Origin of the sequence: Streptomyces sp. B21-105, assembly GCF_036898465.1 — a bacterium.
GTDB lineage: Bacteria > Actinomycetota > Actinomycetes > Streptomycetales > Streptomycetaceae > Streptomyces.
Map to the genome: position 1 here is coordinate 8,946,659 of NZ_JARUMJ010000001.1, position 24,594 is coordinate 8,971,252.

The 24,594-nt window shown below is 72.2% G+C and carries 19 protein-coding genes; 10 read left to right on the forward strand and 9 right to left on the reverse strand.

The window, feature by feature from the left end; all coding sequences use genetic code 11:
• Positions 1 to 7: 7 nt before the first annotated feature.
• Complete coding sequence (locus QA802_RS40055; RefSeq protein WP_334533718.1) at positions 8 to 379, reverse strand: winged helix-turn-helix transcriptional regulator; 372 nt, start codon at positions 377 to 379, stop codon at positions 8 to 10.
• An 84-nt stretch (positions 380 to 463) separates the two neighbouring features.
• Here QA802_RS40055 and QA802_RS40060 point away from each other — a divergent pair, with 84 nt between their 5' ends.
• Entirely contained in the window at positions 464 to 1,387 is a 924-nt protein-coding gene (locus QA802_RS40060) for an NAD(P)-dependent oxidoreductase (RefSeq protein WP_334533721.1), read from the forward strand.
• Between the two features lie 64 nt (positions 1,388 to 1,451).
• On the opposite strand, the gene QA802_RS40065 is transcribed toward QA802_RS40060, so the two are convergent.
• The 3 genes from QA802_RS40065 to QA802_RS40075 form a co-directional block, all read right to left on the reverse strand.
• On the reverse strand, positions 1,452 to 1,985 hold the full coding sequence (locus QA802_RS40065) for a 2'-5' RNA ligase family protein (RefSeq protein ID WP_334533723.1): 534 nt from the start codon (positions 1,983 to 1,985) through the stop codon (positions 1,452 to 1,454).
• A 70-nt stretch (positions 1,986 to 2,055) separates the two neighbouring features.
• Complete coding sequence (locus tag QA802_RS40070) at positions 2,056 to 2,700, reverse strand: GAP family protein (protein ID WP_334533725.1); 645 nt, start codon at positions 2,698 to 2,700, stop codon at positions 2,056 to 2,058.
• A gap of 245 nt (positions 2,701 to 2,945) precedes the next feature.
• A complete protein-coding gene (locus tag QA802_RS40075) occupies positions 2,946 to 4,217 on the reverse strand; it encodes an APC family permease (protein WP_334533728.1) in 1,272 nt (423 codons plus the stop codon).
• 80 nt (positions 4,218 to 4,297) lie between these two features.
• On the opposite strand from QA802_RS40075, the gene QA802_RS40080 reads away from it, so the two are divergent.
• The 5 genes from QA802_RS40080 (at position 4,298) to QA802_RS40100 (ending at position 7,947) form a co-directional block, all read left to right on the forward strand.
• A complete protein-coding gene (locus tag QA802_RS40080; RefSeq protein WP_334533731.1) occupies positions 4,298 to 5,089 on the forward strand; it encodes an arsenate reductase/protein-tyrosine-phosphatase family protein in 792 nt (263 codons plus the stop codon).
• Positions 5,086 to 5,463 carry a VOC family protein gene (locus QA802_RS40085; protein ID WP_334533734.1) on the forward strand — a complete coding sequence of 126 codons (378 nt, stop codon included), beginning with the start codon at positions 5,086 to 5,088 and terminating at the stop codon, positions 5,461 to 5,463. The genes QA802_RS40080 and QA802_RS40085 overlap by 4 nt, the downstream gene beginning before the upstream one ends.
• A 179-nt stretch (positions 5,464 to 5,642) precedes the next feature.
• On the forward strand, positions 5,643 to 6,581 hold the full coding sequence (locus QA802_RS40090; RefSeq protein WP_334533737.1) for a DMT family protein: 939 nt from the start codon (positions 5,643 to 5,645) through the stop codon (positions 6,579 to 6,581).
• A gap of 182 nt (positions 6,582 to 6,763) precedes the next feature.
• Positions 6,764 to 7,102: a hypothetical protein gene (locus tag QA802_RS40095; RefSeq protein WP_334533740.1), complete on the forward strand. Its 339-nt coding sequence runs from the start codon at positions 6,764 to 6,766 to the stop codon at positions 7,100 to 7,102.
• Positions 7,103 to 7,392: 290 nt separating this feature from the next.
• Complete coding sequence (locus tag QA802_RS40100; protein WP_334533742.1) at positions 7,393 to 7,947, forward strand: hypothetical protein; 555 nt, start codon at positions 7,393 to 7,395, stop codon at positions 7,945 to 7,947.
• 134 nt (positions 7,948 to 8,081) lie between these two features.
• On the opposite strand, the gene snpA is transcribed toward QA802_RS40100, so the two are convergent.
• A complete protein-coding gene (snpA, locus tag QA802_RS40105; protein ID WP_334533745.1) occupies positions 8,082 to 8,762 on the reverse strand; it encodes a snapalysin in 681 nt (226 codons plus the stop codon).
• Positions 8,763 to 8,946: 184 nt separating this feature from the next.
• Between snpA and QA802_RS40110 the strand changes: the two genes are divergently transcribed.
• The gene (locus tag QA802_RS40110) at positions 8,947 to 9,918 is read left to right on the forward strand and encodes a LysR family transcriptional regulator (protein ID WP_334533748.1); all 972 of its coding nucleotides are present in this window, start codon (positions 8,947 to 8,949) and stop codon (positions 9,916 to 9,918) included.
• 28 nt (positions 9,919 to 9,946) lie between these two features.
• Here the strand turns inward: QA802_RS40110 and QA802_RS40115 are convergent, their stop codons facing one another.
• A complete protein-coding gene (locus tag QA802_RS40115; protein ID WP_334533751.1) occupies positions 9,947 to 10,222 on the reverse strand; it encodes a hypothetical protein in 276 nt (91 codons plus the stop codon).
• Positions 10,223 to 10,659: 437 nt separating this feature from the next.
• Here QA802_RS40115 and QA802_RS40120 point away from each other — a divergent pair, with 437 nt between their 5' ends.
• From QA802_RS40120 to QA802_RS40130, 3 genes are all read left to right on the forward strand, one after another.
• Positions 10,660 to 14,025, forward strand: a complete 3,366-nt coding sequence (locus tag QA802_RS40120) for an FtsX-like permease family protein (RefSeq protein ID WP_334533754.1) — start codon at positions 10,660 to 10,662, stop codon at positions 14,023 to 14,025.
• A 1-nt stretch (position 14,026) separates the two neighbouring features.
• On the forward strand, positions 14,027 to 16,789 hold the full coding sequence (locus QA802_RS40125) for an FtsX-like permease family protein (RefSeq protein ID WP_334533757.1): 2,763 nt from the start codon (positions 14,027 to 14,029) through the stop codon (positions 16,787 to 16,789).
• 191 nt (positions 16,790 to 16,980) lie between these two features.
• On the forward strand, positions 16,981 to 17,943 hold the full coding sequence (locus QA802_RS40130) for an ABC transporter ATP-binding protein (RefSeq protein WP_319167946.1): 963 nt from the start codon (positions 16,981 to 16,983) through the stop codon (positions 17,941 to 17,943).
• A 126-nt stretch (positions 17,944 to 18,069) separates the two neighbouring features.
• Here QA802_RS40130 and QA802_RS40135 read toward each other — a convergent pair whose 3' ends face one another.
• The 3 genes from QA802_RS40135 to QA802_RS40145 form a co-directional block, all read right to left on the reverse strand.
• Positions 18,070 to 18,795, reverse strand: coding sequence for an ABC transporter ATP-binding protein (locus QA802_RS40135; protein ID WP_334533762.1), 726 nt, complete (start codon positions 18,793 to 18,795; stop codon positions 18,070 to 18,072).
• Between the two features lie 130 nt (positions 18,796 to 18,925).
• Positions 18,926 to 20,434, reverse strand: a complete 1,509-nt coding sequence (locus tag QA802_RS40140; protein ID WP_334533765.1) for a DUF4246 domain-containing protein — start codon at positions 20,432 to 20,434, stop codon at positions 18,926 to 18,928.
• A 225-nt stretch (positions 20,435 to 20,659) separates the two neighbouring features.
• Entirely contained in the window at positions 20,660 to 24,325 is a 3,666-nt protein-coding gene (locus QA802_RS40145) for a LamG-like jellyroll fold domain-containing protein (RefSeq protein ID WP_334533768.1), read from the reverse strand.
• Positions 24,326 to 24,594: the final 269 nt, after the last annotated feature.

Genomic DNA, 24,594 nt, shown 5'->3' on the forward strand with positions numbered 1-24,594 from the left:
CTGCTCCTCAGCCGCCCGACGTCCCGACTGCGTCGATCACTTCGCAGTCTTCCCGGCGTAACCGCTCACCGCCCCAGGCGCCCAGCGGTTCGAGTGCCTTGTTGAGCGTGTGGCCGTGCTCGGTCAGGGAGTACTCCACGCGCGGTGGCACCTCGGCGTAGACCTGCCTACGCACGAGTCCGTCGCTCTCCATCTCGCGCAGGTGCTGCGTCAGCATCTTCTCGCTCACTCCCACCAGGGCGCGACGGAGTTCGGAGAAGCGCCGGACGCGATGGGCGTCGAGCTCCCAGAGGATCAGTCCCTTCCACTTGCCGCTGACCACGTCGAGCGCAGCGTCGATACCGCAGATGTAGGGCCCGCTTCTCGGTGTCCTGGCCATCACTGATCACCCTTACATAAAGGTAAGTACCGCAGAAAATAGTGGGTACTTCCGACCCTAGTAGTGCTGTCCGAGCATGGAGGGGTGAACGAACAACAGCAGCACCCCACCAGGCAGAACAGCGCTGTCACCGTGATCGGGCTGGGCCCGATGGGCCAGGCCATGACCCGCGCCCTCCTCGCCGCCGGCCACCCCGTCACCGTCTGGAACCGCACCGCCGGCCGCGCCGACGGCGTCGTCGCCGACGGAGCGAGGCTCGCCACCACACCGGGCGAGGCGGTCGAGGCGAGTGACCTCGTGATCCTCAGTCTCACCGACTACCAGGCGATGTACGACATCCTCGACGACGCCACCGACTCACTCGCCGGCCGGACGCTGGTCAACCTCAGCTCGGACACACCGGACCGCACGCGCAAGGCGGCGATCTGGGCCGCGGGTCATGACGCCGTTTTCCTCACCGGAGGTGTCATGGTGCCCGCGCCGATGGTCGGCACCGTCGCGTCCTCCATTTTTTACAGCGGGTCCGGCGAGGTGATGGAGCGTCACGGGACGACGTTGGCCCCGCTCGGCACGGCGAGGTACCTGGGGGAGGACCCGGGTCTGGCCCAGATGATGTACCAAGCGCAGCTCGCGGTGTTCCTCACGACGTTGTCCGCGCTGATGCATGCCACCGCCATGCTGGGTACCGCAGGGATGAAGGCCACGGAAGCACTGCCGGAGCTGTTGTCCTTCACCGACACGATCGGCGCGATCGTGAGAGCCGGCGAAGCAGCCCCCGGCGCCGCGCTGGACGCCGGAGAGCATCCCGGTGACCTCAGCACGGTGACCATGATGGGCGCGACGTCGGACCACATCGTCGAGACCAGTACGGCGCTCGGCCTCGACCTCGCGCTCCCCCTGGCGGTACAGGCTCACTACCGGCGCGCGATCGACGACGGTCACGGCGGCGACAACTGGACCCGCATCATCGACGCCGTCCGCAAGCCGCACCGCCCGTCGCGGGACTGACGAACACCCCGTGCCCCCGGGGTCGGCGGCCGACTGCTGACCGGCCGGTGACCGGCACCGGGCATCACCGGAGCGCGAACGACCCGCGCCGCTGCCACCTCGTCCCGTCGTGGACCATCAGATCGACCGACGACACGGGGCCAGTGACGGGAAGCCGGCCGTGCAGGTCGGCCTCGACCTCCTCCAGCACGGCGGCGTCCTGCCCCTGAGCGACGGTCAGATGCGGGACGACGTCGTCGAACCGCCCGCCGAACGGCGGGGTCTGCGGCCACCTCTCCGCGATCGCCTCGGTGAGCCGACGGAACGGGCCGTCCGGCTCGGGCACGAGATACAGGCTCCCCGGGAATCGCCCGCAGTGCTCGAACCGGACCTCGAAGGGCCGGTGACGGCCGATCACTTCGGCGACGGCAGCGCAGACACCGCCGTCGACGAGGCTCTCGTCGAGGAACGGGAAGAGAACGGTGACATGGGCCGGAACGCCCGCACGGGCCGACGGATCCAGCCGGTCGCGCCACGCTCGAACAGCGGGTTCCGCCTCGGGGACCCTCACGACGAGTCCCGTCTGCCCTGCCCGGAACTCACCGGTGTCGTCCGTCATCGCACCTTTGTACCAGCGAGCCCGGAACGAACACGACCGGTAAGCCGTCACCGGTCGTCATCCGCCTGTGTCAGGCGACCAGTTCGGCGATGCTCCGGGCCGCCAGCCACAGGCCCGAGAGGAGGGAGAGCGTGACGATCAGCTGTTCCTGGTGGTGCGCGAGCCAGCTCCGCAAGCCGTTCAACCGGGCGTTCGCGACGGCGGGAGCCCGGACCGCGTACATCTCCATGACGATGAGGCTGAGGGTGGCCAGCAGACAGTAGCCGGTCAGCGCGAGCCAGTCGGAGAGGGTGGAGAGGTTCGCGTCGACAGCCGTCGCGGCGCCGGCGCCGACCAGTGCCCAGGGCTGCAGCAGCCATGCCAGGCCGGCTGCCGTGGCCGGCGACGCGTTGTCGATCCGGGCGGCCCAGCGCGGCGGGCCATGAGGGCGCGGCGGTCGGCGGTGCCGGTGTGCGCCGTAGAGCACCAGTGCCAGGCCGATGGCGACCTTCACGGCGAGCACGGCGGTCGAGGGCACGCTGTGCCGGGCCGGGGGCCGACCACCGGTCAGCAGCATCACACAGGCGATCACCGCGATGAGGTCGGCCAGCCACGACAACAGGAACGCCAGCCCCTGGCGAACGCCCCGCCGCGAGGAGAGCAGCAGGATGAAGGCACTGTTGTGCAGTGGCCCCAGCGTGACGGCCGTACCGATCACCACCAGGTCGAGGACCATCGGATCGCCGCTCCTGGCTGTCGGGGCCGCCTGCCGCCCGTGGAAGGGCGGATCGGTCGGCGGGGTGAGGCGGCGCTGCGGCGCCGCATCCCGACTCTGCAGGCGGCGACCCGGCTGGTCAAGCAAGCCACACCCGGATGGGGCAGTACCCGTCGGCGCCCGAGCGGGACGCCCCGACCGCCTGCGGGACCCGGCGGCGGCGCGGCGGCCCGCGTCCTCACCGGCCCGTCCGCCGGTGAGGACGTTCAGGGCGTTCGACGGGCTCTGACGGCCCGGCGCGTTCCGTAGGCGGCGATGCCCGCGGCGAGGACCGCGGTTCCCCACGCGACGGACGTGACGGGCAGGGTGAAGGCCAGCACCAGGCAGCCGGTCAGGCCGGCCGCGGGGACGATGCGGGGAGGGCGGTTCTCGTCCCGCGTGAGCGTCCAGGCGGAGGAGTTGGCGACGGCGTAGTAGACGAGGACGCCGAAGGAGGAGAAGCCGATCGCGCCGCGCACGTCGGTGGTCGCGGCGAGCACCACGACCACTGCCCCCACCAGCAGCTCGGCGCGGTGCGGTACCTGGAAGCGGGGATGAACGGCGGCCAGGACATGGGGCAGGTGCCGGTCGCGGGCCATCGCCAGCACGGTGCGGGAGACACCCAGGATCAGGGCGAGCAGGGAACCGAGCGCGGCGACGGCCGCCCCGCCCCGGACGACGGGCGCCAGCCCGTCCGCCCCGGCGGCCCCCACCGCGTCCGACAGCGGCGCGGCCGCCTCGCCCAGCCCGCGAGGGCCGAGCACCGTCAGCACGGCGACCGCCACGGCCGCGTAGACGACCAGTGTGATACCGAGGGCGAGCGGGATGGCGCGGGGGATGGTGCGCGCGGGATCGCGGACCTCCTCGCCGAGGGTGGCGATGCGGGCGTACCCGGCGAAGGCGAAGAACAGCAGGCCCGCGGCCTCCAGTACGCCGCCGACGGTGGCGTCGGAGCCGACGTCCAGCCGGCCCGCGTCCGCCGCCGACGAGGTGAGGGCGGCGACCACGACCGCTGTCAGCACCGCCAGGACGACGGCGACGACGGCGCGGGTCAGCCACGCGGACTTCTGGATCCCGGCGTAGTTCACGGCGGTGAGCGCCACCACCGCGGCGACCGCCACCGCGTGGGCGTGAGCGGGCCACACGTACGAACCGACGGTCAGCGCCATCGCCGCACAGGAGGCGGTCTTGCCGATCACGAAGGCCCAGCCGGCCAGGTAGCCCCAGAAGTCACCGAGGCGTTCGCGGCCGTAGACGTAGGTGCCGCCGGAGGCCGGGTAGCGGGCGGCCAGCCGGGCGGATGAGGTGGCGTTGCAGTACGCCACGACCGCGGCCACCGCCAGAGCGGCCGGCAGCCCGGAGCCGGCCGCGCGGCCGGCCGGGGCGAGCGCCGCGAAGATGCCCGCGCCGATCATCGAACCCAGCCCGACGAGGACGGCGTCCGCGACGCCCAGCCGCCGCTGGAGCCGAGGTGACGCGGGCCCGGTGGGCTGGCTCATGACGTGCCTCCGTCTTCCGATGGGGAGCGGTCGCAACTGCCAGCAAGGTACATCAACCTGGTTTGATGTATTCTGGATCCATGAGGGCCTCAGGGGCTGCCGCCCCGCCGTTCGTGCGGCTGGCCGCCCACCCGCTGCGGTGGAAGCTGCTGGCCGAACTGGCCGCGAGCGACTACCGGGTTCGCGAGCTGGTGGCACGGGTCGGCCGGCCCCAGAACCTGGTCTCCTACCATCTGCGGCTGCTGCGCGGCGCGGGGTTGGTCACCGCCCGCCGCAGCAGTTTCGACGCCCGCGACAGCTACTACCACCTGGACCTGGAGCGATGCGCCCATGCGCTCGCCGGAGCCGGTGGAGCCCTGCACCCGGCGCTGGGTCTGGCCCCCGCTCCGCCGCTGCCGCCGCCTTCCCCGGCGCGTACGGCGGGACGCCCCCTCGTCCTGTTCGCCTGCACCGGCAACAGCGCCCGCTCACCGATCGCCGAAGCGCTGCTGCGCCACCGCACCGGCGGTCAGGTCGAGGTGACCAGCGCCGGCAGCCACCCCAAGCCCCGTATCCATCCCAGCGCCGTACGGGTCCTGCGCGAGCGTTACGGCGTCGACATCTCGGGGCGGCGGCCACAACACCTGGACACGCTGCTCGGCCGCCGTTTCGACCACGTGATCAGCCTGTGCGACAAGGTCCGCGAGGTCTGCCCCGACTTCGGGGACGACCCGCCACGGCTGGTCCACTGGAGCATCCCCGACCCGGCTGCGGCCACCGGACCGGGTCGGGTCGGCCACCCCGCGTTCGTCCGCGTGGCAGCAGAGATCGACACCCGCATCCGCTACCTGCTGCCGCTGCTCGTCCCCGCACCACAGGAGGTCCAGCCGTGACCACGCCCGCCCGGTTCGCCGGCGTCCGCTACCTCGTCGACGACGTCCAGCAAGCCATCGACTTCTACACCGGCCATCTCGGCTTCACCCTGCGCAGTCACCCCGCCCCCGCGTTCGCCGACGTGACACGCGGGCCGCTGCGACTGCTGCTGTCCGGCCCGGCCAGCTCCGGCGCCCGCGCCACCCCCAGCGGCCACGGCGCCGGGGGCAACCGCATCCACCTGGTCTTCGACGACCTCGACACCGAGATCGACCGACTGCGCAACGCCGGCCTCACCTTCGTCAGCGATGTGGTCTCGGGCCCCGGCGGGCGTCAGATCCTGCTCGCCGACCCCGACGGCAACCTCATCGAACTGTTCGAACCCGCCCACTGAACGCAGCCCGATCGCACCGCACGGGTAAGGGAACGCTCCGGGACTTGTAGAGCTCCGATGTGCCCCGGTCACGAAACAGGCGGACGGCGAAGCCGACAGCGAGGCAACGCCCTCGGCCCGTAAACCGTCTGGTCAACCGAGATGGCGCTGACCGGTGCCCATCGAGAACGGAGCGAATCGTGTTGATCGGCTTGCTGACCGCCGTGGCGGCATCCGTCTGTTACGGCACAGGCTCAGTCCTGCAAGCCGTCGGATCCCGCAGGTCCGCGCGGAACGACGCGGCGACCGGTGCCCGCACCCAGTACGGCGGCCCCAGCCTCTCCTCCACCGCGAAGGCCGCGATGACCTGGGAATTCGTCGTCGGTACCGTCCTGGACTTCGTGGGCTTCGCGCTGGGCGCGCTGGCTGCCCGGCTGCTGCCCCTGTTCCTCTCGCAGACCGTGATCAGCGCCAACCTGATCATCACCGCCGTGCTGAGCGTCAGGCTTCTCCAGATCCGGCTCACGCGCGCCGAGTGGACGTCCATCGGCGTGGTCTGCGCGGCGCTCGTCCTGCTCGCGACGGCGGCGGGGGAGGAGGGCAGTGGAAAGGGCGTCCCGATCTCCACGCACTGGTGGCTCCTCGTGGTCTCGCTGGCTCTGATGGTGGGCGGCACGCTCGCGGTGCGCCTCCTCGGTGCCCGTGCCGCGATCCTCGCCGGCCTGCTGTCCGGACTCGGTTTCGGCGCGCTCGGCGTGGGCGTCCGTGTCCTGAACGGCGTCGCTCCCTTCGACGCGGCCGCCCTGCTCACGGATCCCGCCCTGTACGCGATCGTGACGGCCGGCGTGGGCGGGATGTACCTGCACACCGTCGCCCTGCAGATCGGTTCGGTCAACGGGGCCACGGCGGCCCTGGTCGTCGGCGAGACCGTGCTGCCCGGCGCCATCGGCGTGCTCTGGCTCGGCGACGCCTCACGGGCCGGCCTCGCCTGGATGGCGGTCCTCGGCTTCGTCCTGGCGGTGGCGGGCGCGGTCGCGGTGGCGTGGTTCGGCGGTCCTGAGGCGCACACGCAGGCGCACGCGGAGGCGCACACGGAGGAGGAGCCTCAGCAGGCGACGGAACTGACGCCCACGCGCTGAACACCTGTCTCGCGCACACCCGACCCCACGCGCGAACACCCGACTTCCCGCCCACAGTTGAAGACGCCGGCGGCGGGACCGGTGTGCGAGGTGATTCCGTCTCCCGACCGCCCGGCCTACTCACGCACACCTGGGTAGCCGGGCTCAGGCGCAATGCACCGTCCCCCGCCTAGCCTTCGACCATGAGTTCCGCACACCGGCTCGAACCGTCGGAAGAAGAGGCCCGCCCGCAGCTGACCGGCACGTGGTCGCTCATGATGGGCAGCGCTGCCGTCGCGGCGATCGGCTGCCCCCTGCTTCCGGAGTCCGTTCCGTACCAACTCCGCTTCCTCCCCGTCTACTTCGTCCTGCCCCTGGGCGTCTGGGCGGTCGCCTCAGGAATCATCGCCCTGCGACGCATAGGCGGCGACGAGGGAGCCCGCCGCAACCGGGCGAAGGCCGGGATCACCCTCGGCGCCGTGGCCACGGTGACGGTGGTGGCCACCCTCGTCCGGGCGTACTGGGCGCTGAGCCGCATCTGAGAGCGGCGGGCCGCCCGGCCCTGGTGCCGGCGACCTGTCAGAAGGGGGCGGTCGGTCGCCACCCGACGCTCGAGCGGGTCGTGGGCGCCGGTGCGCACCGATGACCGGTTCTGGCCGACGTGTCGCCGCCCGCCGTGCGCGAGTTCGTCAGCCGGCCGACGCCTGTCGAATTCTCCCTGGAATCCCCGGTGAAGAGGCTCGGCGCGGCTGCTAGTCTTCGGCGTCTTGTCGCACATTCGTGCGCACACATCACGCCACTCGTCACATCAGTCCCGTGGGGGGATCCTGTCATGACCCAGTCAGTGCCGCCGTCCGAGGGCAACCCGTTCGCCCAGCAGTCCTCCGTCGGCGCACCGGGTGCGCCGCAGCCCGCCGACGGGAATCCCTACGCCCAGCAGCAGCCCGGTGCCGCGCTGCCTCCTCCGGTCCCTGCGCCGCCGGCCCGCAGCAACATCGCCCTCGGCCTGGTCGTCGCCGTCGTCGTGGCCCTGGTCGCCGCCGGTGTCTACGGCGCCATCATCGGTGCGACCGAGCGCGAGATCGGCTACGCGGCCATCGGCGTCGGTTTCCTCATCGGCTTCGCGGCGGGCAAGGTCGGGGGCGCCAACCCGGTGCTGCCCGTGGTCAGTGCCCTGCTGTCGCTGGGCGCCGTCTACCTCGGCCAGCTCATCGGCATCGCGGTGATCGGCGCCGACGAAGTCGGTGTCTCCGCGACGACACTGTTCACCGAGCACTTCGACGTGCTGACCGAGGGCTGGAGCGAGACCGCCGACGCGATGGCCTACCTGTTCCTCGCCATCGGCGCGTTCGCCGGGTTCTCCGGCGCGAAGAAGGGCGCACTGTAAACGACACGCGAGTACCGCCTGAACGCGCAACCCGCACATGACGCGGGCGCCGCATGACGCGGACGTCGAGAAGCGGGCCGTGCCTTCGTCGGCACGGCCCGCGCCTGCGGGACGGGTGCAGTTTCCTCGGGCCGTCAGCGCACCTTGTTCAGCTTGTCGAGGGCCTTGGCGAGACCGTTGGCCCACAGCTGGTTGACGCGCGACCGCTCGGCCGTGTTGGGGTAGCGGTTGGTGCAGCTCGTGCCGGGGCCGCCGCCCGACATCAGTTCGCTGCACGGGCCGGTGTAGTGGTCCGGCAACCCCAGCACATGGCCGGTCTCGTGCGCGGCGACGCGGATGGAGTCGTACCGCCGGTTCTGGGCGTAGTCGAGGAAGATGTAGCCCCTGCCGTGGCCGTTGGTGGAGGCGTAGGAGCCCCGGGAGTCGTTGCCCTCGTAGTACGAGAAGTCGCCGCTGCCCGAGGTGGACTGCAGCTTGACATTGCTCACGGAGCTGTTCCAGATCGACGCGGCACTCGATATCTGGGAACGGAAGCTCGGCGCCTGTGAGGCGTTGTAGTACACGGTCACCGACCGCAGGCTCGGGTTGGCCGCCTGCTTCTCGGCGACCGAGTCGAGGACCGCTTCGAAGAACGCCTTGTTGTTCGCCGACTCCTCGGCCGAACCGGTGTAACCGGCGACGAGGGCGGCGGAGCCGGTGGTCTGGGCGCTCGCCGGGATCGCGCTGCCGAGGGCCGCGAACGTCACGCCCAGGCCGAGCGCCAGCAATCTCCTGGAGGTCTTCACGGACGTGGAGGACGTAGGGGTGGACGTCATGTGGGGGGCTCCTGCTCGTTCGTGTGGGGTGGTGAACGATCGGTAGAGCCGAGTGTGCGGCAGCAGGGCGGCTCCGGGGATGATGCCAACCGGGGATAGCGCACGGCTATCAGAGCAACTCGGGCGGTTATGTTGGCGTTTGAACATCTGGCGTCTCATCAGACCCAGCGCCTACGCTCCGCGCATGGAGCTCGAGGTGAGGCACTTACGCGTGCTGTGCGCCATCGCCGACGCCGGGAGTCTGCACAAGGCGGCTCGTGAACTGGGCATGGCCCAGCCCTCGTTGAGCACCCAGCTGCGCCGGATCGAGCAGTTGCTGGGGGGCCAGCTGTTCCTCCGTGACTCCAGGGGCAGCCGCCCCACGCCGCTCGGGCAGGCGGTGGTCGGCCGAGCCCGGCCACTGGTCGCCGAACTCTCCGCGATCGTGACGGAGACCCGGGCCGCGGCCGCCCAGGCGGCAGGCGGGCAGCGGTTGCGCATCGGCGCGACCGCCAGCCGGGCGATCCCGGGCTGGCTCAGCCGGCTCCGCGCCCGCATGCCCGCGGTCGAGCCCAGCCTGCAGATGGACGTGTCCGCGAACGCCCTGTTGCGGCAAGTGGCCGAGGGCAGGCTCGACCTGGCGTTCGTGCACGAGGTCGAGGGCAGCCCGCTGCGCGTCCCGAAAGGGCTGGCCTTGCGCATCCTGGTGGAGCGCGAGCCCCAGTTCGTCACCATGGCCGCCGGCCATCCCGCGGCGGCCCGCAGCGAGGTGCGACTCGCGGACCTCGCTCACGACCGCTGGATGGTGGACGCCACCGTGGACGGCGAGTGGGACGGGGTGTGCCGAGTGCTGCGGGCAGCCGGGATCAAACCCGATCTGCTGCACGGCGACTACCTCACCGCCTACCTCCTGGCCGCCATCGGCGAGGTCGTCACGGTCAGCCAGCCGACCGCGCTCCCGCCCCGCTCCGACCTGGTCGTCCGGCCCCTCCACGGCGACCCGATAGGAGTACGACTGCTGCTCGCGGCCCGGACGGCAGACGAACTCGACGCCGAATTCCCGGAGTTGGAGAAGGCGTACTGGGAGGCGGCCTGTCAGGCACCGGCATACCAGGAGTGGCTGACGCGCGGAGCCGCCGGACGGCCCGCACAGACACTGCGCGCGGTGGGAGCCTGAGCAGTGACCGGTCGGTGCCGCAGGGATCTCACCCGCCGCCGGCTTCGGTCCGGCGAGCCAGGCGGAACAGGACCTGGGCGTACACGACGGTCGCCGTCGCGATGAGCGTCGGGATGACCGCCAGCGCGAGTATGCCCACCAGCGCGCGGACGTCTTCGGCACGCGGTGGGAGCCCCCGGTCCTTGTCCACGAAGAACCGGTAGCCGAACCAGGCCCAGATGGCCAGTGACAGAAGCAGCCAGCCGATCGACCACTTCTCGATCCGGTGACCGTCCTGGCGGAGCCGCTCTGCGTCAGTCCTCATCTCTCCCCCTGCTTCCCTCGTGCTCAGTGCTCAGTGCTCACTGCTCAGTGAGCACTGAGCACTGGCCCGTATCAGTGGCCCGTCAACGGTGGCCGGTTGTCGGTGGCCGGGCGACAGTTCATCACAGCGTGTGCGGGGCGCCGACACCGCTCCCGCGGCTCGCGTCGGTCACCGGCTCGTCGAGGGACGCCGCGAGGTTTCCGCCAGGTCGGCGAAGTGTCGGAGGTCCGGGGCTGATCAGCCGGTCGCGGACAAGGAGCGTGAAGGACGCGCGGCTCGCAAAGTGGCCTCCCTAGCCCGAATTCCGGTCACGGAATGCCGATTTCCGGTCACAATCCGATCAAGCCCGCTTCGCCATCGCTTACTTGACCGCTTCCGGTCTGACAACATCACCGAAGAGTGGGCAAGGGTGTCAGCGGAGGCTTGGGGGAAGCCGGGTGGCGAGTCACGGGGGGCGTTTCGGAGTGCGTTCGGGGCGGGCCACGCTTGTTCTGGCGAGGGCGCGAGCGCATCGGCCGCTGATCACCGCCGCGCTCGTCACCGTCCTGCTGACCGCATCCGTGCTGGCCGCCCTGGCCGCCTACTCGGCCGCGATCGGCGACGCGGCTCTGCGTCACTCGCTGGCCGAGCCGCGCAACGCCGCCGGTGCCGCGCTGGTCGTCACGGCCGAGGTGGGGACCGATCGTCGTCCGGCCGTCGACACCGCCGTGCGCGACGCGGCGCGCCGTACCTTCGACGGGCTGCCGGTGACCGTGCGGACGCTGGTGCGCTCCGGCCCGTACGCCCTGCCCGCGACCACGTCGGCCACCCCCACCGCCCCCACCGCACCCGCCCCCACCGCAGCCGCCCCCACCGCACCCGCGCCCGCCGCAGCCGCCCGGCCCGGCGGCAAGCCGGACCTCACGCACTTCGCGACGCTCGACCCCACCCAGGTCCGGTTCAGCCAGGGGCGCCCCCCGCGCGCGAGCACGCCGGACGTCGAGGTGGCGCTGCCCGACACCGCCGCACGACGGCTGCGGCTGGCGCCGGGCGCCCGCCTCACCGTGACCGACCGGCTCGGCGGGCCGCCCGTGCGGATCCTCGTCACCGGCGTGTACCGGCCCGCCGACCCGGCCTCCCCCTACTGGCTGACGGACGAACTGGCCGGTCGCGGCGTACGCCGGACATCCGGCTTCACCACCTACGGCCCCTTGCTGACGGCGCCCTCCGTCCTCGCCGGCGGCCGGGTGAGCGACGGACCGTCCGCATGGGTCGCCTCCGCCGACCTCACCCGCCTCACCGGCGAGCGCATCGACACCCTGCGCGCCGCCGCACGCACCGGACCGGCCGCCCTGCTGAAGCTGCGCACCGGGGACGACGGCGAGGCCGGGACGACCGCCAAGACCACCCTCCCTGAAGTCCTCGACCGGGTCGAGCGCTCCCTGCTCGTCTCCCGCTCCACCCTCCTGATCGTCGCCCTCCAGCTCGCCCTGCTCGCGGCCTGCGCGCTGCTCCTCGTGGCCCGGCTGCTCGCCGCCGAACGCACCGGCGAGACCCGGCTGCTGCGCGCCCGCGGCGCCTCCCGCGCCGCCCTCGCCGGCCTCGCCGCCCGGGAGGCGCTGCTGCTGGCCGGGCCCGCGCTGCTGATCGCCCCGCTGCTGGCAGGCCCGCTGACCCGGCTGCTCGCCGGACACGGAGCGCTGGCCCACCTCGGACTGGAGCTGGAGCTGCCTGCCGGCGGACGGCTCGGGGTGTGGCTGACGGCGGCCGGCGTGGCACTGGGATGCGCGCTGGCGGTGACGCTGCCGGCGGTCGCGGCGACCGGGTTCCGCACGCTCCGCGCCCGCCCCCTGCCCGCCTGGCTCGGGGCCGGGGCGGACCTGGGGCTGGCGGCGGCGGCCGGGATCGCCTACTGGCAGCTGGACAGCCGCGAGTCGGGCGCGGTGAGCGCGGACACCACCGGCGCCCTGGGCATCGACCCGCTGCTGGTCGCCGCGCCCGCCCTCGCGCTGCTGGCCGGCGCGGTCCTGACCCTGCGGCTGCTGCCCCTGGCCGCCCGCCTCGCCGAACGCCGGGCGACGGGCGGACGAGGACTGGCCACGGCGCTGGCCGGCTGGCAGCTCAGCCGCCGCCCGGGCCAGGGCGCAGGGCCCGTACTGCTGCTCGTCCTGGCCGTCGCACTCGGCGTACTGGCGATCGGCCAGGGCTCCTCCTGGGGACGCTCGCAGGGCGACCAGGCCGACTTCGTGGCCGGCGCGCCGGTGCGCGTCCTGGGCACCGGCGGCGGCGAACTCGGCCTCACACAGGGGTACGCGGCCGTGCCTCAGGTACGCGAGGCCGCCCCCGCCGTACGCACGACGCTGCCGCTGTCCGGTGACCGCACGGCGACGGTGGTGGCGCTGGACACCGCGCACGCGACGGACACCGTCCTGATGCGCCCCGACCTGGCGCCCGCCCCGATGAAGAAGCTGCTGGCAGGACTGGGCCCGGAGGGAGAGCCGGCGGGAGCACGCGTACCCGCCGGGACGACCCGGCTGACGCTGAAGGCGACCCTGGCCAGTTCGGTGCGGGGCGCGCAGACCGCGGCGACCGTGACCCAGACGCTGGAGGACGACCACGGCGTGCCCTACCCGCTGCCGTCAGGCATCCTCCCCGCCGACGCGCGCCCGCACCCGCTGTCGGTCGAACTGCCCAGCGGCCACGGACCGTTGACGCTCACCGGGATACAGCTCGTGCTGCCCGTGCCGTCCTCCCACGCGGAACAGCACACCCTCACCCTCGACGCCCTGACCGCGACGACCGCCGCCGGCACGGCACAGCCGGTGACCCTGCCGGCCGCGCCCTGGACGGTGGCCTCCGGCACCGACCAGCAGAGCTCGGCCGACGCGGGAACCGCGCCGACCAGCCCGCGCGTCCGCCCCGGCGCCCACCCGACCGCGGTGTACGGCACCGGCTACGTCCCGTCCGAACAGCCCTGGCTCAGCCCGTCACTGACGCTGCGCATGCAGATGGCACAGCCCCGGACCACCGCGGTGGCCGCCCTCGCCACCGACCGCTTCCTCGCCTCCACCGGCGCCCGCCCCGGCCAGACGATGGCCATCGCCGTGGAGGGGCAGAACGTGCCCGTGCGGATCGTGAGCGCCGTACGGCAGCTGCCGACGGTCCAGGGCGAGGAGGGCGACGGCGACGGCGGCGCCCTCCTCGTCGATCTGCCCGCCGTGAACCGGGTCCTCCAGGCCCGCTACGGGCTGGCCCTCGCCCCCACCGAGTGGTGGCTGCGGCCGGACTCGCCCTCGGACAGCGCGGAGATCGCCACCGCGCTGCGCGCCCGCCCCGACCTCGACCCCGAGCAGATCGTCGTGCGCGACGAGATCGCCGCCGAACTGCGCGACGACCCGTTCGGGGCGGGCCCGGAAGCCGCGTTCACCGCGGCGGCCGCCGCCGCGGCGGTGCTGGCCGCCCTCGGCTTCGCGGTGAGCGCGGCCGGGGCGCTGCGGGAGCGCAACGCCGAGTTCGCGATCCTGCGCGCCCTCGGCGCCCCGCGCCGCCGGCTGGCCCGTGCCGTCGCCGGCGAACAGGGCGTCCTGATCGCGCTGGCGCTGGCCGTGGGAACCGGCCTGGGCCTCGCCCTGACCCGCGCGGTGCTGCCGCTCGTCGTCCTGACCGGCGAAGCCACCCGCCCGGTGCCGGAGCTGTTCGTGGCACTGCCACCGCTGCGGGTGGCCGCCCTGGTGGCGGCCGTGGCCGCCGTCCCGGTCGTCGTCGTGGCGCTGCTGGCGGTGCGACAGGCCGATCCGGTGCAGGTGCTGCGGGAGGGGGAGTGACATGGTGATCCCGTTCAGTCGTACGAAGCGTGCCGCCGCCCCGTGGGTCCGCACCCGTCTGCGGTCCGCCCCAGGCGCCGCCCTCGCCCTCGCGCTGCTGGTGGCGGTGACCGCCTGCCTCGCCGCGGCGTTCCCGCGCGCCCTGGAGCGGTACGAGGACGCGGGCCTGCGTCACTCCGTCGAACAGGTGCCCCACTTCCGCAGCGTCGTCACCCTGTCCGCCCCGACGCCGCTGCCGAACCTGCCGCAGGACCAACGCGAGCAGGCACTGCGCCCCGCCACCGTGAAGCGCCAGTACGACAGCGTCATCGGCGCGGTCCGGCACCCCTTCGACCCCGACCCCCGCCAGTCGTCGTACGGCGTGACCACCTCCGTCAACCAGGAGGTGCCCGAGCCCTGGCTGCCCCGGCCGAGCGGGCTGCCCGCCCGCGTCTGCCTCGTCGCCCAGGCCGGCCTGGCCGACCACGCCCGGCTGAGCCAGGGCCGTCTGCCCCGCGCGTCCGCCTCGGTCACCGCGACGACGCCCGAGGTGGAGGCGGCGGTCAGCGCGGACACCGCCAAAAGCATGCGCATCGAGGTCGGGTCGGTCCTGCACGTCCCCGGCGCGGGCCGGGACGCGCTCGCCGTCCGGATCACCGCCATCGTCGAACCCCGCGACCGGGACGGCGCCTACTGGGCGACGGACACCCTGCTGCGCACCCCCGTGCTGATGCGGGTGGCGCCCGTCGACCCGGAGTCGCCCCGGTACTGGCTCGGCGCGCTGCTGCTGCCGTCCGAGGCCGCCCCGGCGCTGCTGGGCACCGAGGGCCGGCCCTACCGCTACTGGCGGCTGGCCCCCGACCCGCACACCCTGCGCCACCGCGACCTGGGCGCGCTCGAGTCCGCCCTCGCCGCCCTGACGTCGGGCCCCGACCTCCAGCGGATACGCACGGCCACCGACCCCCTCACGGACGCCCGCACCGGCCTCGACGACGTCCTCGCCTCCTACTCCCGCCTGCACGACGGCGTCTCCCCGCTGATCGCGGTCGCGGCGTTCGGCAGCGGCACGGTCGCCGTCGTCGTCCTGGCGCTGGCGGGCGGCCTGGCCGCCGACCGCCGCCGCACCGAACTGGCCCTGCTGCGCGCCCGCGGCGCCTCGCTGGCCGGCCTCGCCGCCCGTCTGCTCGCGGAGACGGCGGTGGTCGCCGTCCCGGCCGGGGCCCTCGGCCTGGCCGTGGCGATGCGGGCCCTTCCCGGCGCCCGGGCCCTGCCCGCCGTACTGGCCGCCCTCGCCGTCACGCTCGTCGCCGGCACCGCCCTCCCCCTGCGCGCGGCTGCCGCCCACCGGGTCGTCCGCATCCCCGCACTCCGCCAGGACGTGACGTCCGTACGACCGTCACGGCGGCGCACGGTCGCGGAGCTGACGCTGGTGGCGGTCGCCGCCGGCGCGGTGGTGACCCTGCGCCGGCAGGGCACCTCCGGCGGGTCCGGCGATCAGCTGATCTCGGCGGCGCCCGTGCTGGTGGGGGTGATCGCCGCGCTGCTGCTGGTCCGCCTCTACCCCTTTCCCCTGCGCGGCCTGGCCGGCCAGGCCGGACGGCTGCGCGGTGTGGTGAGCCATCTGGCCCTGGCCCGGGCCGGCCGCCGCACCTCCGCGTCCGCGGTGCTGCCGCTGCTCGCCCTGCTCACCGCCCTCACCACGGCCTCGTTCGGCGGCTCGGTCCTGGCGGGCATCGGCGAGACCAGAAGCCAGTCGGCGATCCTCGCCGTCGGGGCCGACGCCCGGCTGGAGTCGACGGTCGGCCCCCTGCCCGCGGGACTGGCCGAGCGGGTCCGCCGGATCTCCGGCGTCCGGGACGTCACCGCGGTGAGCATCGCGTACCAGGCGAAGCCGAACGACGGCCGCCAAGCGGTGCCGGTGGTGGGCGCGGACCCCGACCGCTATGCGGAGCTGACGAGCCGCACGGGCCTCGGCGCCTTCTCCGAAGGCGTACTGAAAACGGACCGCCGGGAGTCCGGGTCCGGCGCCGTGCTGCCCGCAGTGGCCTCCCCGCGCGTCGCGGACGCGCACGGCTCGTCCCCGTTCCCCGTCACCATGGAGGACGGCAGCAGTGTCACCGTCCGCATCGTCCTCGTCCGGGACAGCACACCCGCCGTGCCGGGCGCCGACTTCCTGGTGGTGGACCGGGCCGGCCTCGACGCCACGGCCGCCAAGCCGACGACGCTGCTGTTGACGGGCCCCGAAGCGGACGGCCGCGCCCTGCGCGAGACGGCCGGCGGCGAGGTGTCGGTCCGCCTCCGCGCCGACGAGCGGGCCCGGTACGTCGACTCTCCCCTCCAGTCCGGCGTGGAGCACCTCTACACGGCGGCGGTGGCGGCAGGCGCCGGCTACGCCGTCCTCGCGCTGCTCCTGTCACTCCTGCGCGCCGCTCCCGAGCGCGTCGCGCTGCTCGCCCGCCTGCGCACCATGGGCCTCACCCGTGCTCAGGGCCGCCGCATGCTCGTCCTGGAGTCCCTGCCCCAGGCCGTGCTCGCCGCGGTGGGCGGCGTCCTGACCGGCTGGTGCGCGATCCTTCTGCTCGCCCCCGGCGTGGACCTGACCGCAGTGGCCCTGCCGCCCTCGGTCGTTCCCCTGAAGCAGACCCTGCTGTCCCCCGACGCCTGGTCGCTGACGGTGCCGACGCTGGCCGTCATGGCGGTGACGGTGGGCATCGCCGGCGTACAGGCATCGTGGGCGGGGAGGAAGGGCGCGGTACGGGAGTTGAGAGCGGGTGACACCAGGTGAGCGGGCCGGCCCGCCGCCTCCCCGGCGGACCCGGCCTTAACGACGTCCCGGGCGGCCCCGGCGGTCCTGCGGTCGCCTGCCTCCCCGGCGGCCCCGGAGAGCCGGACGGCCACTCCTCGGGAGCCACCGGAGGCAGAACCCGATAAGCCACATCCGGCCCTCCCGGGCCGCCTCACACCTTACGGAGCCCGATGACGACGAATCCCACCCTCGCCGAACTGACCGACAAGGCGACCGCCACCCGCGATCGGCCCGCCTACGGCCACGACGCGCTCATCACCTGTGACCGTCTGGTCCGCATCTTCTCGGCGGACGGCGTGGAGGTGCAGGCCCTCCAGGGCCTCGACCTGCTCGTCCGCGAGGGCGAACTCATGGCTCTGGTGGGCGCCTCGGGCAGCGGCAAGTCCACCCTGATGAACATCCTGGCCGGCCTGGACACCCCCACCGCCGGAGTGGCCAAGGTGGCCGGCCACGACCTGCTGGCCATGACCGCGAAGGACCGCCTGCACTACCGGCGCAAGGTGGTCGGCTTCATCTGGCAGCAGACCTCCCGCAACCTGCTGCCCTATCTCACGGCGGCCCAGAACGTCGCCCTGCCCCTCCAGCTGGCGGGCGGGCGACACCGCTCCCGCTCCCGGGCCCGCGCCGAACGTGCCCTGGAACTGCTGGAGTTGCTCCAGGTCGCCGACTGCCGGGACCGCCGCCCGCAGGAGATGTCCGGCGGTCAGCAGCAGCGCGTCGCGATCGCCGTGGCCCTCGCCTGCGACCCGGCGGTGCTGCTCGCCGACGAACCCACCGGCGAGCTGGACTCCCACACCGCCCAGCAGATCTTCGCCGCCTTCCGCACGGCGAACGAGGAGCTGGGCACCACGATCGTCATCGTCACCCATGACCGCGCCGTGGCCACCGAGGTCCGCCGGACGGTCGCCATCCGCGACGGCCGCACCTCCACGGAGGTCCTGCGCCGCAGCGAGGTCGACGAGACCACCGGCCACGAGACGTTGGTGGCCCGCGAGTACGCGATGCTCGACCGGGCCGGCCGCCTCCAGCTGCCCGCCGAGTACACGAAGGTGCTGGGCATGCGCGACCGGGTGGCGCTGGATCTGGAGGAGGACCACATCACCGTATGGCCGGACGACAGCGGGCACAGCTGATCGCCCGACCGCGACCCGACGGCAGGCGCGCGGGCCGCTCGCCGCGTCGACGCGCCGCGGTGACGCGCCGTGCCGGGCCGGCCGACGGCGAACTCGTCACCGTCGTCACCTGTCACACCTCACCCGTCACCGGGCAGGCGACGGCTCGGCCTGCTCACTCGCCGCCCCCTGTATCTCCCCGTCGCGCAGCTCCAGCACCCGGTCGGCCAGGCCGAGCAGCGTCGCGTCATGCGTGGCCACCAGGGCGGTGACGTGTTCGCTGCGCACGACCGCCCGCAGCAGTTCCATCACCGTCTGGCCGGTCTCCGCGTCCAGCTGGCCCGTGGGCTCGTCGGCGATCAGCAACGAGGGGTTGTTGGCCAGGGCGCGGGCGATGGCGACCCGCTGCTGCTGGCCGCCGGAGAGCTCGCCGGGCCGCTGCGCCGCGTGGTCGGCGAGGCCCACCAGGGACAGCAACAACTCGACCCGCTCCTCGCGCTCCCGTACGTCGGCCCGACGCATGCGCATCGGCACACCCACGTTCTCCGCGGCCGTCAGGATCGGGATGAGGCCGAACGACTGGAAGACGAAGCCGATCCGGTCCCGGCGCAGCGCCAGCAGGCCGTCCTCGCCGAGCTCCGACAGGTCGAGGCCGTCCAGGGTGACCCGCCCGCGGTCCGGCGCGTCGAGCCCTCCGACGATGTTCAGCAGGGTGGTCTTCCCGGAGCCCGAACGCCCCTTGAGCGCGACGATCTCACCGCGGGGGATGTCGAAGGACACGCCGCGCAGGGCATGGACGGCGGCGGCTCCCTGACCGTACGACTTGTGGACGTTCTCGACACGCACCATGGCCTTGGTGACGCCCTGGCTCATGTTGTCCTCCCTTGATCCCCTGTGGGCCGGGCGCCAGTATCGCGGCCTTCCGCCCGGCCCTCAACGCCTGCCCGTCAGCTCACTGCCTCGTCCACTGCCTCGTCCACTGCTTCGTCGTGCGCAGGCGTGGTCAGTGCTCGCAGAGCGAGAATTCGCGCTCATAGAGCTGCTCGTTGTGTTCGGCGACGAAGAACTTGCGTTCCTGCATGAGTTGTTCGCGGAAGTCCCTGGCCTGCTCGAGCGTCATCGTCGAAGTGTCGGACCACGGCTGCTGCGGTGGCACATCGGAGGTCGAGACGATCTGCTGCGACGGGTCGACCAGGAAGAACGCGAGAGTCTTGCGGTGGCCCGGTCGGGTGGGGTCGGCGAGGCGGAACGGGCTGACCCGGTGCTGCAGGATGTTGGGGAACGCCAGGCAGCGGCCCGCCGGGGTCGACGTCGACCCCAGCGTCTGGTTCAGTGCGTCTTCGTCCTCCAGGCCGTAGACCTCACGCAGGCCGTTGTCGTCGTTCTGCTCGTAGTCGGGATCGTCGAGCGCCGTTCGGAAACCCAGCCGGCTCTCGGTGATGTTCTCGCTGTCCCAGTAGTAGATGCCTGTCGAGACGATCCGCTCGTTCATCATCCCCTCGACATGCCAGGAACCACCGGCGTATTCGGGCTTGTCGGGGGAGAGGTGAAGGGTGGCCAGCTTGACGATGACCTGGAGGCTGCGGCCGCGCAGGTCGACGCGGGCGGACTCGTCGGGCGACTCGGGCGGGGTGAAGGCCGGCGCGTCCGGGACGACCGGGCGGCGGTTCTCCCACCAGTCGTCCTGCGCCTCTTCCCACGCGGTGACGGCTTCGGCGTGCGACGCGTCATCGGTGTAGGAGGACCTGTCCGGGAATTGCGGCTGCGAGTCGTACCACCCGTAGGGATCGGCCTCGATCCGCAGGGGCCGTGGATGGCGCAGATCGGTGAGGACGTTCTCGAACAGGGGGCGCAGGCGCGCGAACAGGTCCGGCAGGACGGCGGCCAGTTCACGATGAGTCTCGGGGTGGACGTTGTTGACGTACGAACGGAAGGCGACACTCCCGTCGTCGTCCACGTCGACGTCCGTGGGCAGCCACTGGAACTTCTCCGAGAACTCGTGTTTCGAGTAGCGGTCCGTCGGGTTCTGCCAAGCCTTCTCGGGCGCCCCGCTCACTTCTCTCACCAGGCAGAACAGTGAGGGATGCACCAGATCCAGTACCTGCCCGTCGGACCCGGGATGCCAGTCCCGCTCCGCTTCGGGGACCTGTTCCAGTATCTGAACCGCCTCGCTCAGCCGGGACCTGAGCTTGTCGTCGACCAGGGTGTCCGACTGCCACACCCCGTCGACGGCGGACACCTCGACGCCGCTTCGTGCGTCCCGCAGCGCGGCGTAATGCCGGAGTTCGGCAAGCACGTACTGGACCTGCGCCTCGGTGAGGCCCTGGGCGACCGCTTCCTGCGTCCACCTGGCGACGATGTCGGCGTCGTTCATCTTGTCGAACCATCCCGGCTTCGTCCGGATCAGCGAGCTGCACTGCATCATCTCGAGTTCCCGCAGCGTTCGGGGGGTCGCGTACGACAGGGAAGGTGAAGCACGAAAGGGCAGCGGGAAGGCAGTCAGGCCGGTCAACGCTTCTGATCCTCACAGTCGGTGGGCAGTGGCGGGAAGAATACGTCAGCACACTGACACCGCCCGGCGTTCGGGGCGCGCACGACGGTGTGCCGGCCGGCCCGATCGTGGTCTCGCGGCACTGCACGACGGCGGCGACCGGGGCGCTGTCGTGCGAAACGGCGAGGCGCCCGGGTCCGTCGGCCTGACGGACCCGGGCGCCTCGCCGTTTCACTTCACTTCACCTCACCGCGTCACCTTCGCGTACGGCGCGAGGGTGATCCGGTCGATCAACGGCGCGTACCGGGAGCGGAGCAGCACGCCGGGGAAGGTGTCCGAGGCGTAGGTGACGCCGTCGAAGTTCGGGAGTTCTTCGGAGCGGAAGGTGAGCGTGTTCCGTCCCTTCTCGAGCTGGACGGGGACGGTCAGTTCCCAGAAGTTGTTCTGGTGGAAGGTGTGCGGGAAGAAGACCCGCCGGGTCTCGCCGCCGTTCACGGTGAGGTCGGCGTGACGGGTGAGCGGGTCCGGGTTGTAGTGGGTGGCCGGGGACTGTTCGGGGTTGGCGTAGCGGATGCGCAGTGCGTGCAGGCCCGGCTTGTCCGCGGTGACCGTGAACGTGGCGGTGTTGCCGTTGCCCGGTTCGCCGCCGATGCCGCTGATCGCGGTGCCGTCGGTGGCCAGGGAGAGGGGGCTGAGGGTGGCCGAGCCGGTGAGCTCGGCGTCCTGGGCCTCGTACGTGCGCGCCTCGAGGGCGCCTTCGGTCGGGGTGACCGTGAGGCGGTCGACGAGGGTGATGCCCGAACCTCCGGTCACCGTCACCTTGTTGACGCCGCCGGAGAGGGAGACGGCGACGCTGTTCCTGCGCTTGCCCAGGCGCAGGACGTCCTGGCCGTTGACCGTGACACGGCCGTCCGTGCCGACGAGCGTGTCGAACGTGAGGGTCGCCTCGCGGTCGGCGGGGGAGTAGACCCAGAAGGTGGCGGTTCCCTTCTTCGGGAGCCGGGCGGCGCCCGCGCCGGTGGCCGCCCGCTCGGGCAGGTCGTAGTCGGGGCGCGACCCGCCGCCCAGCCAGGCCAGTTCGCCCTCGTACACCTGCGTGCGGGCGGAGGCGTCCGGAAGGGACAGGGTCAGCCGGTCCACGATGGCGTCACCCTTGGTGACCCGCTTGCCGTCGAGGCTCTTCGCGGCGAGCGTCAGGATGTGCCTGCCCTTGGTGAGCTCGACCTCGGTGTCGCTGTGATCCCACACCACCCACTTGTAACCGAGCGGCAGGTGCATCTCCTGCTCGCTGTCCGCCGTGCCGTCCACCCGCAGGAACACGTTGGTCGGGCCCTGCTCCTGGACCTTGTCGAAGGTGTTGAGGGAGTTGGCGAAGACGCTCAGATCGTAGGCGCCGTCCTCGGGCACGTCCACGGGGAAGTCGAGCGTGACGTCCGAGCCGGTGCGCAGGCCGCCCACGTCGTAGCCGCCGGACGTGTAGAACTTCGACACGTCCTTCGTGGAGCCCTCGGGGCCGTTCTTCGAGTAGCCGGACCCGGTGTGGGCGGCGTCCTCGGCTTCGTACGAGCCCTGCCAGCGCACGGGCGCTGACTGCGTGGACTTCGCCTTCCCGCCCGGGCTGAGGACGATCTCGTACGCCGAGGACTCCTTGAGCGCCGGCAGTGTGCCGTCGCCGAAGTCGGCGGAGACGGAGCCGTCGGCGCCGACCTTCAGATTCGTCTCCGCGAGCAGCTTCGGGCCCGGGTTGTCGCCGATCTGCCCGCTCCACTCGATCTCGCGGATCCAGGCGTGGACGCTCTTGCCGAAGACCTTCTTCGGGATGCCGGCGAAGGTGATGTGTCCCTTGCCGGAGGAACCGCCGAAGATCAGCCGGGCCTGCTTCTTCTTCTCGTCGAGGGTGGCGACGCCCTGCATGGTGTAGTTCTGGCCGGGGAACGGCGGGTCGACCGTGACGGTGTGGCCGCTCATGGACGCGTATGAATGCAGCAGCCACCACTGGCCGTTGGCGCGGTTGGACTGGACGGCGGAGTCGGAGAGGTTGCCGTCGATGTTCCAATATGCGATGTCGGCGTCCACCTTGGACTCCTCGATCGCGGACACCCACTGGATCATCTGGCCGGGGACGGAGGTGTGATAGTTGAAGGCGTACTCGTTGATGTTGACGGGGAGTCGGGTGCCTTCCCGGTCGGTTCCCTTGAACAGGGCCTTCTCCCACGTCCGGTATTTGGTGACGCCGGCGCGTACCGCCTCCGGGTGGCTCAGCTCGTGCCAGGTGATCACGTCCGGCAGGGTGCCGGCGGCGAGGGTGTGCGTGAGGAAACCCTTCACCTGGTCGTACAGGATGCTGGTGTTGGGACCGGCGATGCGGGCGTCGGGCATCCTGCCCTTGATGAGCCGGTACGCGGAGTCCCAGGCGGCGAAGAACGCGTCGGGGGAGTTCAGCCAGCTGACCTTGTCGTAGCTCCACTCACCGGTGCCGAACATGTTGCCCTCGGGCTCGTTGAACGGCACGAAGACGATGTTGTCCTGGTACTGGCGCGGCAGCCGCAGCACCTGGTCGACCTGCTTGGCGATCTTCTCCTCGTACAGCTTGACCTTCTCCGCGGGGGTGGCGCCCGGCCACTCGTACGGGAACCCGCGATGGATGTCGGTCATGTAGATGTACACGTCACCGTCGGTGGAGTCGGCCAGCGGCTTGACGACCTCCAGCGCGTCGCCTCCCGGATGCTGAGGGCCGTCCTGCGCCTTCGTGGACACGGTGCGCAGGCCCATGCCCTCGATGAGGTTGTTGGTGGGGACGTCCGTCCCGTACACGCCATAGAGGGTGCCGGAGGCGCCGCCGTGGAAGGCGCCGGTGTCCGAGCCGAGGTCGACGGTGAGTTCGCCTTCCCGGACGACGGTGACGGTCGCGGTCACCCGGCGCCCGGCCGCCGTGCCCGCCGAGGTGAACGTGCCGGGCCGGGCGTACTTGTCCGGCGGTACGGCGTCCCAGACGATCGGTGTGTCGCGGTCGTAGCCGTCGGAGTAGGAGGAGCGGACCGACGAGGGGAGGGCCGGGGCTGTTCCGGTGGTGGTACGGACCTCGAAGGACGTCTGCGACAGCGTCTGGAGCGTGGGGACGTCGCCGACCACACCCGCCACCTGCTCGGCGCTGAGCGCCGCGTGCCATACCGTGAAGTCGTCGATCGCGCCCTTGAGGAGCGGATCCGGGTAGAAGGACTTTCCGATGTAGCCGGCTGCCGTGGCCGAACCGTCCAGCAGGTCCTTGGCCTTGACGGTCGTCGCGGAGGAGGAGACCGCCACGCCGTCCAGGTAGGTGGTGACCTTCCCGGCGGCGGCGTCGAGGGTCACCGTGACCGTGCGCCAGGCGTCGGCGGGAAGCGGCGCGTACCCGGAGACCTGGGACTCCGCGCCCCCTCCACCGGTGGTCACGGCGGTGCGCAGCACCCCGCCGTTGTTGGACGGGGTGGTGAAGAGGTACTTCGTGGTGCCGGCGCCCAGATCGAAGATCCGCTGCCAGGACGATGTGTCGTCGCCCCACTTCACACGGGCGGACACCGTCAGGTCGGTCGCCTCGCCGACCACTTCCCGGGGCAGGCGCACGTACGCGCCGTCGGACGTGGGTGCCCCGCCGGGCAGGGCGAGCGCCTTGCCGCCGCCCGTGCCTTCCACGGACTGCGCGGTGGAGCCGTTGACCAGACTCGCCGTCAGGCCGTTGCCGGAACTGTCGGTGATCTTCCCGGACGTGAGGTCGTCCTCGTCGAAGGTGTAGCGGGCCGTGGGCCGGGGTGTGTCGGCCGCCTGCGCGGGCACGGCCGGTGCGGCCAGCAGGCCCGCGCCGAGGGCCAGGACCGCGGCGGCGGTCGAGGCCCGGCGGCGGCCTGAACTGTCAGCGGGTGACGCGGATGGCATGTACTGCGTCCTCAATCCTGTGAGTTACGGTCCCGGTCGGCCTGGGCCGGCCCGTGGCAGTCGGCCGCATGCCGGGCCGCTGAACAGGACCCGGTGGCACGCGACATCGAACCGGTTCGATATCGAGGCCTCCCGAAGGCGGAGAGCCTCCTGGGGCCAGGTCGGTGTCCGGCATGGCAACAGGTCGTGGGGGGTGGACTCGGGGTCGTCGGAAGGATCACTCCATCGAATCGGTTCGCAGGAAGCTAACACTGGGAAAATCCCGCAGC

What these genes read in the sequence shown, in the direction of transcription:
- QA802_RS40130 (WP_319167946.1), top strand. Translation starts at nt 16,981, where the DNA reads ATGACGACGAATCCCACCCTCGCCGAACTGACCGACAAGGCGACCGCC.
- snpA (WP_334533745.1), bottom strand. Translation starts at nt 8,762, where the DNA reads ATGACGTCCACCCCTACGTCCTCCACGTCCGTGAAGACCTCCAGGAGA.
- QA802_RS40115 (WP_334533751.1), bottom strand. Translation starts at nt 10,222, where the DNA reads ATGAGGACTGACGCAGAGCGGCTCCGCCAGGACGGTCACCGGATCGAG.
- QA802_RS40055 (WP_334533718.1), bottom strand. Translation starts at nt 379, where the DNA reads ATGGCCAGGACACCGAGAAGCGGGCCCTACATCTGCGGTATCGACGCT.
- QA802_RS40075 (WP_334533728.1), bottom strand. Translation starts at nt 4,217, where the DNA reads ATGAGCCAGCCCACCGGGCCCGCGTCACCTCGGCTCCAGCGGCGGCTG.
- QA802_RS40070 (WP_334533725.1), bottom strand. Translation starts at nt 2,700, where the DNA reads ATGGTCCTCGACCTGGTGGTGATCGGTACGGCCGTCACGCTGGGGCCA.
- QA802_RS40095 (WP_334533740.1), top strand. Translation starts at nt 6,764, where the DNA reads ATGAGTTCCGCACACCGGCTCGAACCGTCGGAAGAAGAGGCCCGCCCG.
- QA802_RS40110 (WP_334533748.1), top strand. Translation starts at nt 8,947, where the DNA reads ATGGAGCTCGAGGTGAGGCACTTACGCGTGCTGTGCGCCATCGCCGAC.
- QA802_RS40080 (WP_334533731.1), top strand. Translation starts at nt 4,298, where the DNA reads ATGAGGGCCTCAGGGGCTGCCGCCCCGCCGTTCGTGCGGCTGGCCGCC.
- QA802_RS40065 (WP_334533723.1), bottom strand. Translation starts at nt 1,985, where the DNA reads ATGACGGACGACACCGGTGAGTTCCGGGCAGGGCAGACGGGACTCGTC.
- QA802_RS40100 (WP_334533742.1), top strand. Translation starts at nt 7,393, where the DNA reads ATGACCCAGTCAGTGCCGCCGTCCGAGGGCAACCCGTTCGCCCAGCAG.
- QA802_RS40125 (WP_334533757.1), top strand. Translation starts at nt 14,027, where the DNA reads ATGGTGATCCCGTTCAGTCGTACGAAGCGTGCCGCCGCCCCGTGGGTC.
- QA802_RS40135 (WP_334533762.1), bottom strand. Translation starts at nt 18,795, where the DNA reads ATGAGCCAGGGCGTCACCAAGGCCATGGTGCGTGTCGAGAACGTCCAC.
- QA802_RS40145 (WP_334533768.1), bottom strand. Translation starts at nt 24,325, where the DNA reads ATGCCATCCGCGTCACCCGCTGACAGTTCAGGCCGCCGCCGGGCCTCG.